Here is an 11,871-nt window from a genome sequence, read left to right as displayed (position 1 = left end):
GACCCCGTCGCTGGTCACCCCGGTGAAAGGCTCGGGGTATTGGGCGGCCCAGCCTTGGATCATGGGACCCGCGAAGGGATCGGTCTTTGCCGCCTCGGCATAGCCGCGGGCATCCAGGCCACGGATCTGCGCCACCCGCGGGTGGTCGGGCGGGTAGAGATAGTCACGGAAGGACAGCACGGACACGTGTTCTCCTGTCGGGGTCTTCGGATGGTGTTGCCAGCGGCCAGCCGGCGGCCACGCCAATGGCCGCGGCGGCCCCCACGGGGTCGGTCCCCCGCCAGGCGACGTGCTGGTCCGGGCGGACCAGCACCGCGGCGGCCTGCCAGTGCGTGGTCATCGGGGTTCCGCCCTGGTCGGGTCCGACGTCGACGACGGACAGCGGGATTTTGTGGATCGCGGCGGCGGCCAGGACCGCCGCGTAGGCCTGCCCGGCGGCCGCGCCGCCCAGGCTGTCGCGGTCCACCAGGAGGGTGAAGCCGCTGCCCAGCAGGTCGTAGAGCGACGTTGTCGCGTCGAGCCAGGCGTGTGGCAGCAGCGATCCCGGGCTGGCGGAGGGGACGTAGCTGACGGGGTCCTCGGCGGGGACGGACAGGCCGTCCGGGACCACCAGAGGCGAGGAGCCGTACGTGTAGCCCAGCACCAGTCCCAGCGAGTCGAACTCGCTTTGTTTGACGGCCAGCGCATCCTTGGCGACCCGCCGGGCTGCCTCGCCGTCCGCATCAGCCCGGCCCAGGGCCGGGTCCGCGAAGTGGTAGGCCAGCGACTTGCCGTTGGCGGCGGCGTCGCGGATGGTCCGGGCCGCGACGGGCCGGCGCTCCAGCTCATAGCTGCCGGGCAGGGCCGGGCCGGCCCAGCCCTCCAAGGCGGCGGCGATCTTCCAGGCCAGGTTGGCGGCGTCGCCGATGCACGTGTTGAACCCGTGCCCGCCCCAGGGCGGATTCAGGTGCGCCGCGTCCCCGATCAGGAACACGCCGTCGTGCCCGTAGCCCGGGGCGAGCAGCATGCGCGCCGTCCAGGGGTCGGTGGCGATGACCTCGACGTCGATGTCGGCCCCGACGAGCGAACGGACCAGGCGTCCGGCGTCGGGTGATCCGCTGCCGTCCACGCCCTGGATGATGGCCCACCAGGTGCTGCCGAGGTCCAGCCGCCCCACCATGCCCGAAACCTCGGGTCCCAGGACCCAGTATTGGACGGCCGGGTCCAGGGTGATCGCGGCGGCGAGGGTGTCGGAACGGAACAGGACACTGATGTTGGAGAGCTCGGCGGAGCCCCCGGCGAGGCGGATGTTCAGCCGGCGGCGCACGGTGGAGGACCCGCCGTCGGCCGCGGCGACGAAGTTGCAGTCCACGGCCTTGCGCCGCCCGGTTGCGTCGGACACCGCCACGCGCGAGCCGAAGCGCGGCCGGCCCGGGCCCGGCGTGCCGCCGCCCTGGTTGATGTCCAGGTCTTCCACGCTCAGGCCGGTCAGCAGCGTGATGAGCGGGGATTCGGCGGCGGCCTCCCGGAGCACGGCCTCCATGACGGGCTGCGGGACCTGCTGCCCGCATTCCGGCTGGGGGCCATACCGGCCCGGGACGAGCTGGAAGGCCTGGCGGAACCGGGTGACTTCGTGGCCGGTGAGGGCGGAGCAGAAGATGACGTCCTGGGCGTAGGCGACCGGCAGCGGCGCGGCGTCGCGGAGTTTGTCGGCAAGCCCGAGGCGGCGCAGGTGCGTCATGGTGCGGGCGTTCGTGGTCTTGGCGCGCGGCCGGTCCGGGTCAATGGTGGTCCTCGGCTCGATGACGAGGCTGCGGATGCCGCGGTGCGCGAGGTCCAGGGCCAGGAAGAGCCCGCTGGGTCCTCCGCCCGCGATCAGCACCGGCACCCGCTCCGGGAGGTCGCCGAGGGCCGCGTTGTTGACGGCGGTCATCAGGCCCGGGCCCGCAGTGACGGCCCGCCGACGGGCGTGGTAAGCGTTCCCAGGGTGTCGATTTCCACTTCGACCGTGTCGCCGGGCTGCAGGAGCCACGGCGGGGTCCGGACGTAGCCGACCCCTTCCGGGGTTCCCGTGGCGATGACGTCACCGGGATGCAGGGTCATCGTCTGGCTGATCAGGGCGATGATGGCCGGGACAGAGAAGATCATGTCCCGGGTGTTGCCGTTCTGGACCTCGGTGCCGTTGACCCGGGTCCGGACCTGCAATCCCTCGCGAAGGTCCCCGGCCTCGTCGCGGCTGACCAGCGGGCCGAGGGGGCCGCTGAAGTCGCCGTTCTTGCCCAGGGTCCACTGGGCGGTGAGCTTTTGCGCCCGCCGTGCAGTGAGGTCGTTGAAGGTGGAGTAGCCGAAGACGGCTTCCGCGGCGGTGGCCTCGTCCGCGGATTCGACCCGCCGGCCCACGTAGGCGGCGACTTCGCCTTCCCAGTCCAGTCCGGCCTCGCCGGCGGGCACCGGCGCGGGGACGTTGCCGACCGACAGGGACGCGGTCCACCGGCCGAACAGGGTGGGGTACTCGGGCACGGAGAAGGAACCCTCGGCGGCGTGGGCGCGGTAGTTCAATCCCACGCAGATCACGCGGGCGGTGGGCGGGACCAGTGGGACTTCGGTGACGTCCGCCCGGGTCAGCGACGCGCCGCCGGCCGTCAGGGACAGGGACTTTTCCTGCCAGCCGGCGGCATCCGCCCAGAAATCCTGGACCGGAGCCAGCGGGTAGACCCGGCTGTCGGCCAGGGCCGCAACCCAGGCCGCGCCGTCGTGGGTGATGCCGATGTACTGCATTTGGTGGGGCCTTTCAGGTTCCGCCCGGACGGGCGGGTGAGGGAACTGGTGATCGTGGAAAATTGGCAGGGCAAAGCTGCCCGGGTCAGACCGGGGCCCGCACTGGCTTCGCGGGGAGGGCTCTGTCAGGGGACGTGGGCCTGGCGGAGGAAGAAGCCGACGGTGGCGTCCATGGCCTTCTCCGCGGCGGCCGGGCTGTGATCGGGCAGTACCCACATGTGGTCCGCGTCCTCGATCAGGAGCAGTTCGACGTCGGTTCCGGCGGCTTCCAGCGCCGCCGCTAGGGACGTCGACTGGGCGGGCGGAACGAAGCGGTCGGCGGTCCCGTGGACCAGGAGGAACGGCGGTGCCGAACGGCTGGCGTAGCTGATGGGGCTCGCCGCAGACGCCTTCGCCGGCTCGTCGGCCAGTACAGCACCGACAAGGAGTTCCTCCCTGGATCCGGGATCGTTGGCCCTGGCAACGGCGCCCGGCAGGCTCTGTTCGGCCATCCTGCCCAGGTCCGTGGGCGGGTACCAGGCTGCCACCGCGGCGACGGCATCGCCGGCATTGACGCCGTCGGCATTGGTGGTGAGACCCACCAGGCTGGCGAGATGGCCGCCCGCGGAGTCGCCCCACGCGTAGATCCGCTCCGGGTCCACGTTGTAGTCGGCGGCATGGTTCCGCAGCCAGCGGACGGCGGCTTTCGCGTCGTGCAGCTGGGCCGGGAAATGCGCCTCTTGGCTAAGCCGGTAGTCCGCCGATGCCACCACGAATCCTGCGTCAGTGAACGTTTGGAAGGCGCTGTTGCCGAATCCGTCCAGGACCGGGCCCAGGGAAGACCGCTCCCCCATGCGCCAGCCGCCCCCGTGGAAATGGACCACCGCCGGCCGGGGAGCCGCCCCGCCCTCAGGACCGGGAAGGTAGAGGTCCAGCAACAGCGGGCGGGAACCGTCGTCACCCGCGCGGGCGAATTCGATGCCGCTCAGCACGCGACCTTCCGTCATCGTCGACTCCATCCGTTTTCCTGCGCCGCTTGGCTTGTGCACGGGTTCCGTGATGCCCGGCGTCTCCCCTAAGACTGTCGGATCACCGGACCGGCGCAAACCGCGGATTTCAATCATTGAAAGGGCTTTGCCGAGGCCAGTTCCGCCGCAAGGAATGCCAGCCCCTGCTGCACGATCCCCAGCGCCGCCGAGTGGTTGAGGTACCCGTGCGTCGCCCCCGCTTCCAGCCGGAAGGACACCTGGACGCCGGCCGCGCGGAGCGATTCCCGGAAGAGCTCAGCCGACGGACGCAGGTCATCGTATTCGCAGGCGATGACCGCCACCGGGGGGAGCCCCGAAGGATCGGCACGGCCGGGCAGGGCATACGAGGACGCCATCCCGGCGGGGCCGCCGATGTAGTTCTCCACCATTGCCTGGCAGTCGTCCTCGGTGAAGCGCAGGATCCGCGGCAGGCTGGAAAGCGCCCTGCCGTCGGACACCGCGGCCGGCTTCAGAGGGGGAAGCGCGGCGTGCAGGAACGGGTACGCCAGCAGCAGCTTGGCGGGCAGTGCGAGTCCGGCGTCCTTGAGATACATGGCGGCGCCGACGGCGAGGTTCCCGCCGGCGCTGGCCCCGCCAAGGCACAGGTTTCCCGGGGCCACGCCAAGGCCCTCGGCGTGGGCTGCCGCCCAGATCCACGCCGCGAGCGCATCTTCGTGCGGGACCGGGAAGTGGACGCCGTCGCCGGCCAGCCGGTAGTCGACGGAGAACACCAGGCCGCCGGTCCGGTCAGCTAGTTCCCGGGCGACCTGGTCGGCCTCCCGCATGTCCAGCGTCCCTCCGGCGAACCCGCCGCCATGCAGCCACACCAGGCCGGGCAGGGCGGCCCCGGACGCATTCCCCGCCGCGGAACCCCGGTCACCGTCCAGCCGAAGGATGCCGGGGCCGTAGATCCGGATGGGCACGGGTCCGTTGGGCCCCGGCGCCTCCACCGAGCAGATCGGTACGGCAGGGGCCGTGTAGGGCAGATCCGCGCCGCTGAACGCCGCCAGCCGCTGCATCCCGGCAGGATCGGCGAGGAGATCGGCGAAGGAGCCGGCTTGAGCCACATGGTGCATGAGGCCGGCCAGCTCCACATCCAGGCTCATGGCTGAAACACCGGCTCGCGGGCGCCCTCGGTTGCGGCTTCAGGAACTGCACAGCTGAACGAATGCGTCCCGGAACCGACCTCGACGCCGGTGGTCCCGCCGTCGGGCAGGTACACCGCGGCGGTGCAGCCGGCCGGGACCGACACGGACAGCAAGAACACGTCGCCGTCCAGCTCCCACCGGACCGCAGCCTCGCCGTAAGGGGTCTCGTGCCGGGCAGCGGCCCACGCCAGCCCCCCGCCGGGCCTAGGCCGGATGGCGAGTTTCCGGTACCCGGGTTCAGCTGGTGCCAGGCCGGCCACAGTGCGGTGCATCCAATCGGCCACGGCACCCAGGGCGTAGTGGTTGAAAGAAGTCATTTCGCCCTCATTGATGCTGCCGTCCGGGAGCATGGAGTCCCAGCGTTCCCAAATGGTGGTGGCGCCCATTGTCACGGGGTACAGCCATGACGGGCACTCGGTCTGGAGGAGCAGGCGGTATGCCGCCGTCGTGTGGCCTTCATCGCTGAGCGCGTCGCAGACCAGCGGAGTTCCCACGAACCCGGTGGCGATGCGGTAGCCGTCGGCTTCCACGATGTCGGCCAACCGGGCGGCCGCGGCAGGGTGTTCGGCCGGTTCGAGGAGTCCGAAGCGCAGTGCCACCGCGTAGGCCGTCTGCGTGGATGGCCGGAGCCGGCCTTCGTCATCAAGGTAGCGTTCCCGGAACACCGCCCGGGACCGGGCGGACAGCTCGCGCAACCGTTCCGATTCCGTGTCGTGGCCCAGCAGTCCGGCAGCCTCGCCCGCCACCGACCCCGAGTAAGCCAGGTAGGCCTGTGCCACGAGCTGCCAGGGGGTGCGGGCGTCGCCGGGCGAGTCCGGCGGTGCGGCCGGGTCCAGCCAGTCGCCGAACTGGAAGCCGTGCTCAAAGCGCAGCTCCGGGCCGGCGGCCTGGGCCGCGGCTTCCAGCCAGGCGATCATTCCCGGCAGCTGCCGGCGGAGGTACTCGAGGTCCCCCGTCCGCTGGTACAGCACCCAGGGAACAAGCACGGCTGCATCACCCCACGCGGCCATCACCGGGCGGTCCGGGAATGGCGGCTTTTCGGCCACCACTTCCGGGACCACCAGCGGCGGCGGCCCGTCAGTCCCCTGCTCTGCGGCGAGGTCCTTGAGCCAGGACGTGGTGAAGCCGGGGATCCGGTACAGGAAGGACGCGGTGGCGGCGAAGATCTGGAAGTCGCCGGTCCAGCCGAGGCGCTCGTTGCGCTGCGGGCAGTCCGTGGGCACGTCGACAAAGTTCCCCCGCATCCCCCACACCACGTTCGAGTGGAGCTGGTTCAGCATCGGATCGGAGCATTCGAACGTGCCCGTTCGCCGCAGGTCCGAGTGGATCACGACGGCGGTGAACGCGTCCGGATCCACAACACCTGGCCAGCCGCTCACCTCCACGTAGCGGAACCCGTGGATGGTGAACTCCGGCTCCCAGCTCTCGCCGCCCGAATCGCCTCGCACGATGTAGCGGTCGGTCTGCTTGGCGACGCGCAGCGGCCTGACGCCGAGTTCGCCGTGCTCCAGAACCTCGGCGTGCCGCAGCACCACCTCGGTGCCGGCCGCACCGCTCACATTGAAACGCACGCGGCCCACCAGGTTCTGGCCAAAGTCCAGAATGGTCTTTCCGGACGGCGTTCCCAGCACGGCTTTGACCGGCAACTCGTCGGTGGCCCGGACGGGCGGGCCGTCGGGTGCGACCAGGACTGCAGGATCGAAGCCGTCAACTACGACGGCGGGCTGCAGCAAGTCGGGGCCCGTACCGGTCTCCGCTCCGGTCTCAGCCCAGCCACGGCTCCGGAGCCGCGCATCGAACGTTTCGCCGTCGTACAGGTCTGCCGACAGCACCGGCCCCCGCCCCGCCAGCCACGACGCATCCGAGCCAATCACGCTCACTGCCCCGCCGCCGTCGGTCATTTCCAGCTGGGCGATCACGGCGGTGCGGTTGCCGTACGTGTTGCGCTTCTCCTGGAAGCCCAGATTGCCGCGCCACCAGCCGTCCGCGAACTCAAGGCCGATCACGTTCGTGCCTGGCCGGAGATACTCAGTGACGTCGTAGCTCTGGTAGCGCAGGCGGTGGTGGTAGCTGGTCCAGCCCGGGGTCAGGATGTCCCGGCCCACGCGGCGGCCGTTGATGTGCGCCACGTAGACGCCGTGGGCGCTGGCGTAGAGCCGGGCGGACGCCACGGGCCCGGCCACTTCGAACGTCCGGCTCAGGCGCGCTGCCGGCTCGTTGGCGTCGCTGGCCTCGTCCCAGGCCGGGCGGATCATGGCTGCCTGCCAATCGGACGCGTTCAGTAATCCCGCCTCTACGTAGGCAACGGGGCTCCATTCGGAGGGCGCGTCGCCGCCGTTGCCCCAGACACGGACGCGGACGGCGACGCGCTGGCGGCTCTCCAGCGGCGGTGCGGGCCAGGGCTGCAGGAGCTGCTCCCTGGTCTCGGTGCGGCCGTAGCTTGTCAGGCTGGCCTCATCGGGGCCGAGCTGGAGTTCGTAGGCGGCCTGGACCCACCCGGTCCGGTCGGTGGTGACCTGCCAGGAGAGCCTGGGCCGGTCTTCGCCGATGCCGAAGGACTCCTCGTGGTGTTCGAATCGGACGGCGGAGGGAACGGCGGTCCCCGCGCGGGCGTGGTCCTGGGACGGGAAACGAAGGGTGTTGGGAGTCAACGTCGGCTCGATTCATCAGTTGGAGGAAGCTCTAGGGCTTTCCCCAGCGTCCCGGGAACGGCAATGCGCCCGCTAGCGAAGTTTCATTGACTGGAAACCCTGTGCATGGAGTGGCTTGTTGGGCCTACCCGGCGGCTGCCGACGCCAACCGGGCGTGACGAGTTGTTTAGTCCACGCAGAGGCAGAAGGGGTGGCTGGCCGGGTCGAGGAATACCCGGAAGCTGGTGCCCGGCTGCGAGTCGGCCTTGGTGGCCCCCAGCTCGACGGCGACCTTCTCGCCTTCATCCAGGTCCTGCACCATCAGGTCCAGGTGCATTTGCTGTGGCACTTCCTGGCCAGGCCATTCCGGGGCACGGTAGCCGTCCACCTGCTGGAACGAAATGCAGTTGCTGCCGTCGTCAGGGCGGATTTCGGCCCAGTCACCGTCGACCTTCACCTGCCAGCCCAGCAGGGCGCCGTAAAAACCCGCGAGGGCCGCGGCGTCGGGGCAATCAATGACGAGACCTGGGAAGCGTGCGATAGCCATAGCGGAATGCTACCGCCGGAAATTGAGCTTGTCGCTAAAGCTCGTGGGCGAAATATGCCACCGCTGAGCCGAGGATCCGGTCCAGCTGGCCTTCGGCGCCGAAAAAGCAGTGGTCACCGCCCCGGATGGTGATGAGTTCGTTGCGGACGTTCGCGTCATCGAGCGCGGCGGCGAGCAGTTGGCTTTGGGAGAGCGGAACCAGGCCGTCGCTGCCGCCGTGGACCAGCAGGAACGGCGGCGCGTCCGCGGTGACGTAGCCCAGCGGACTCGCTGCGGCCAGCAGGGCGGCGTCGGCGGTGCCGCCCACCAGCATGGGGCCGGGCTCGAGGGTCATGCCGTCCGGCACCGCCGCGCTCAACGGCCCGGTCATCATGCCCGGGGGAATGTTCATGGCCGGCATGTCCGGCAGCGAGGACACCCCGTAGAAGTCGATGACGGCGCTCACGGCGCTGGAGTGCCCTTGGACTCCGAGGCCACCCTCGAGGTCCTTCCTGGCGCCAGTCAGTCCCAGCAAGGCGGCAAGATGCCCGCCGGCCGACTCGCCCCACGCGCCGATCCGTCCGGCGTCGATCCCCAACATGTCTGCGTGTTCGCGGAGGTACCGGACGGCGGCCTTGAGGTCGTGCAGCTGCGCCGGGAACGGCGCCTCCAGGGCATGGCGGTAGTCCACGGTGGCGCACGCGATGCCGGCTTCGTTCAGCAGGCGGAACACTGAGTCCGGGGCGAAGGTAGGCGGCAGCTCGCGGCGGTCTCCCAGCTGGAACGCGCCGCCGTGGATCCAGACAACCAGCGGCACCGGCGTCCCGGCAGCGTTGCGGGGCAGCCAGATATCCATGGCGAGCCGGCGGAAGCCGATAGCGATCGCGTAGCTGACTTCGCGGTGGACGGCAGAGTTTTCCGACACGACTTCGGCCGCGCCCGGGGGCAGGAACGCCGGGAAGGCCGGGGCCGGCAGCCCGGCCGGTGCCGCCTGACCTGTTTCGACGGGGGTGGTTTCCGCGGCTGTGGCTGCGTCCGGGGTCATGATGCACTCCTTGCAAGTTGGGGCTGGTGGTCATTGCCGCCGGCAGGGGCGGTGAAGGTATGGGTTCCGGGCCCGACGACGGCGTTCGGCCGGCCGGTGAGGCGGACTTCCGCTGTGGTGCCGGGCGGGACGGTCGCAATGAGGGTGATCTCGCCGTCGTCAATTGCCCAGCTGACCTCGATGGGGCCCTGCGGGCCCCGGTGCGACGTGGCCGCGGAGGTGATCCCGGCGCCGGGGCGGGGCTCGATGATGATCCGTTTGTAGGCCGCGTTCCCGGGTGCCTGGCGCAGGCCCGCCGTGTAGCGGTGCAGGAACGAGATCACGGCGCCCTTGCTGTAGTGGTTCAGCGACTGGCGCGTTGTTCCGTCCGCGCCTCTTCCGTCCCAGGCTTCCCACATGGTGGTGGCACCGCGGTCCACCATCACCAGCCAGGAGGGTTCGGAGTCCTGCATGAGCAGTTCATAGGCGAGGTCCGGCTGTCCGTTATCGGCGAGCACAGGCAGCAGGTAGGGGGTGGCCAGGAAGCCGGTGCCCAGGTGCGTGCCGGCGTCGCGAACGAGCGTGACCAACTGCTTGACCACCGCCGGCCGGCCGCCGTCCGGAACCAGGTCAAAGGCCAGCGCGCGCACGCAGTTGGCCTGCGTGCCACCGTCCACTGTTCCGTCGGCCCGCAGGTATTCCCGCTGCCACGCGCGGCGGACGTTACCGGAGAGCTCCCCAAGTTCCCGGGCTTTGTCCCCCTTGCCCAGGACGGCGGCAATCCTGGCCATGATGGCGGAGGAGTGCCGGTAGTAGGCGGTGGCCACGATGCCGTTGTCGGCAGACCGAGAGGCGAATAGGTCCGGCGCCGGGCCACCCGGTTCCATCCATTCCCCGAAATGGAAGCCGGTGTCCCAGAGATACTGCTCATGCGGGGCCGGCATGGCGTGGGCCTCTGCCCTGGCCGGGTGCCGGTTGCCCTCCGCGGCGCTGCGGATGAAGCCGAGCCAGCGTTCCATCGCCTCCCAGTTCTGTTCCAGGATGCCGGTGTCACCGGTGGCGAGATGGATCTCCCAAGGCACCATGACCACCGCATCCCCCCACCCTGAGGACCCATTCGTAAAGGCCATGAATTCGGCACTGGTTACCTCCGGTCCCGGCGAGGGAGAGATGTTGACCACCACTCCGTTGTCCCACTGATCGGTCCTCACGTCCCTGAGCCACTTCGCCGTAAAACCTGCCACGTCGAAGAGGTAGGCGGCGGTGGGTACAAACAGCTGCCAGTCGCCGGTCCAGCCTGCCTTTTCCCGCTGCGGGCAGTCGGTGGGAACTTCACAAGCGTTGCCGCGGAAGCTCCACTCCACAATGTCGTGCAGCCTGTTGAGCCGGTCGTCGCTGCAGTTGAAAGTCCCCAGGCGTTCCAGCTGGGTCTGGACCATGCAGCCCACGATGTCCGTCGGTTCCAGGTCTGCGTCCAGGCCCTGCACGGCGACGTACTGGAAGCCATGGGTGGTGTGGCGCGGCTCGAAGACCTCGCCCGGGGCGCCAGATGCCACCACGGAATCCACCTGTCCGGCGCCGAGGAACTGCCCCGGATTGCGGAAATCGTGGGGACGGAGGTGTTCCTGGGTGACGTCGCCGTCAGCGCCCAGGGCTTCGCCGTACACCATCGTGACAGTCTTCCCTGGGGCGCCAAGCCGGCTCAGGCGGATCCAGCCGTTGATGTTCTGGCCCAGGTCCACGATCTGGTTGCCGTTGGCCAATCGCGTGATGGATACCGGGCTGAGTTCTTCCACGATGCGCGTGGGGGGCGCCACGGGGCCGGTGAGGGTGGTGAAGCTGCCGTCGCGGAGGACTGCGTGCCCGGTTGCCCCGTGGCCGCGGCGGAAATCTACTCGCTGGCCGGCCATGAGATCGGCGCTGACGATCTCCGTCGCGGAAACGTCCCACGAGCCGTCGGTGCCGACGACTGTCCGTTGTCCGCCGGACTCCAGCTCCAGCTGAGCCAGGAAGGCCGTCTGCGGTCCGTACATGTCGGCGTCGCGTGTGTACCCGAACGTGCCGCGGTACCAGCCGTCGGTGAGGACGGCCCGGACGGTGTTGGTACCGGGCCGGAGCATGCGGGCGATATCAAAGGCCTGGACCTGGAGCGTGCTGTGGTAACTCGTCGAGCCCGGTGTGAGCTGTTGGTCCCCCACCCGCACGCCGTTGATGAAGAGCTCGTAGATGCCGTGGGCTGTGGCGTAGGCGCGCGACTTTGCGGGGGCTGCGTCCAGCGTGAAGGTTTTTGACAGAGCATGTCCGGGACGCTCCCCCGGTTCCGGAACCGCCGGTTCGTCGGGGCCGATCCACTGCGCGGTCCAATCCTCCGGGTGCAGCAGGCCCAGTTCCACGGCCATCGGCTCGGACCAGGCGGACAGAACTTCGGTGCCGTCAGAGGCCACGTTCCAGGTCCGGACCGTCCAGTCGAAGCGGTCCCGGGAGCCGAGGGCGGGGCCGCCGTACGGCACGAAGCCGTGCGTGCCGCCGTCCACCCGGCCGGTGTCCCAGCCATTGCTGGCTGCCAGCTGGTAGGCAACCTGCCGGACCGTGCCCTGCGGCGGCGTCCAGCTGAATCCAGGCAGCGTATTGGTGATCCCGAAGGATTCGCTGAGGTGGTCCGTCCGAAGGTGCGTGGGGTGGTTCATGCGGGGAAGCTCCCTGAAGTTGGGCTCAACTTGTTTGAGGCGGACCTGACGCTGGGCTGCGCGGGGTCAGGCGTAGTGGCAGGCGACGTCGG

The 11,871-nt window shown here is 69.8% G+C and carries 8 protein-coding genes and 1 pseudogene; all 9 read right to left on the bottom strand.

Annotation, left to right across the window (positions count from 1 at the left end; all coding sequences use genetic code 11):
• A pseudogene (locus tag Y706_RS29270) lies at positions 1 to 186 on the bottom strand (hypothetical protein); the annotation flags it as partial.
• Positions 164 to 1,912: an FAD-dependent monooxygenase gene (locus tag Y706_RS0111920; protein WP_028276771.1), complete on the bottom strand. Its 1,749-nt coding sequence runs from the start codon at positions 1,910 to 1,912 to the stop codon at positions 164 to 166. The gene Y706_RS0111920 and the pseudogene Y706_RS29270, both read right to left, overlap by 23 nt.
• Complete coding sequence (locus Y706_RS0111915) at positions 1,912 to 2,757, bottom strand: fumarylacetoacetate hydrolase family protein (RefSeq protein WP_028276770.1); 846 nt, start codon at positions 2,755 to 2,757, stop codon at positions 1,912 to 1,914. The genes Y706_RS0111920 and Y706_RS0111915 overlap by 1 nt, the downstream gene beginning before the upstream one ends.
• 125 nt (positions 2,758 to 2,882) lie before the next feature.
• Positions 2,883 to 3,743: an alpha/beta hydrolase gene (locus Y706_RS0111910; protein WP_028276769.1), complete on the bottom strand. Its 861-nt coding sequence runs from the start codon at positions 3,741 to 3,743 to the stop codon at positions 2,883 to 2,885.
• A 113-nt stretch (positions 3,744 to 3,856) separates the two neighbouring features.
• Positions 3,857 to 4,870 (bottom strand): alpha/beta hydrolase fold domain-containing protein, encoded by a 1,014-nt coding sequence (locus tag Y706_RS0111905; RefSeq protein WP_028276768.1) that lies wholly within the window; start codon positions 4,868 to 4,870, stop codon positions 3,857 to 3,859.
• A complete protein-coding gene (locus tag Y706_RS25110) occupies positions 4,867 to 7,563 on the bottom strand; it encodes a glycoside hydrolase family 78 protein (protein WP_043436047.1) in 2,697 nt (898 codons plus the stop codon). The genes Y706_RS0111905 and Y706_RS25110 overlap by 4 nt, the downstream gene beginning before the upstream one ends.
• Before the next feature lie 166 nt (positions 7,564 to 7,729).
• On the bottom strand, positions 7,730 to 8,089 hold the full coding sequence (locus tag Y706_RS0111895; RefSeq protein WP_028276767.1) for a VOC family protein: 360 nt from the start codon (positions 8,087 to 8,089) through the stop codon (positions 7,730 to 7,732).
• Positions 8,090 to 8,123: 34 nt separating this feature from the next.
• Complete coding sequence (locus tag Y706_RS0111890) at positions 8,124 to 9,113, bottom strand: alpha/beta hydrolase (protein ID WP_028276766.1); 990 nt, start codon at positions 9,111 to 9,113, stop codon at positions 8,124 to 8,126.
• Positions 9,110 to 11,779 (bottom strand): alpha-L-rhamnosidase, encoded by a 2,670-nt coding sequence (locus Y706_RS0111885; protein WP_028276765.1) that lies wholly within the window; start codon positions 11,777 to 11,779, stop codon positions 9,110 to 9,112. The genes Y706_RS0111890 and Y706_RS0111885 overlap by 4 nt, the downstream gene beginning before the upstream one ends.
• Positions 11,780 to 11,871 lie beyond the last annotated feature (92 nt).

Origin of the sequence: Arthrobacter sp. I3 (assembly GCF_000520575.1) — a bacterium.
Lineage (GTDB): Bacteria > Actinomycetota > Actinomycetes > Actinomycetales > Micrococcaceae > Arthrobacter > Arthrobacter humicola_A.
This window is presented reverse-complemented; position numbering and strand designations above follow the sequence as displayed.

Coding starts and splice junctions, on each gene's coding strand:
- Y706_RS0111890 (WP_028276766.1), bottom strand. CDS start 9,113: ATGACCCCGGACGCAGCCACAGCCGCGGAAACCACCCCCGTCGAAACA.
- Y706_RS0111920 (WP_028276771.1), bottom strand. CDS start 1,912: ATGACCGCCGTCAACAACGCGGCCCTCGGCGACCTCCCGGAGCGGGTG.
- Y706_RS0111895 (WP_028276767.1), bottom strand. CDS start 8,089: ATGGCTATCGCACGCTTCCCAGGTCTCGTCATTGATTGCCCCGACGCC.
- Y706_RS0111915 (WP_028276770.1), bottom strand. CDS start 2,757: ATGCAGTACATCGGCATCACCCACGACGGCGCGGCCTGGGTTGCGGCC.
- Y706_RS0111910 (WP_028276769.1), bottom strand. CDS start 3,743: ATGACGGAAGGTCGCGTGCTGAGCGGCATCGAATTCGCCCGCGCGGGT.
- Y706_RS0111905 (WP_028276768.1), bottom strand. CDS start 4,870: ATGAGCCTGGATGTGGAGCTGGCCGGCCTCATGCACCATGTGGCTCAA.
- Y706_RS0111885 (WP_028276765.1), bottom strand. CDS start 11,779: ATGAACCACCCCACGCACCTTCGGACGGACCACCTCAGCGAATCCTTC.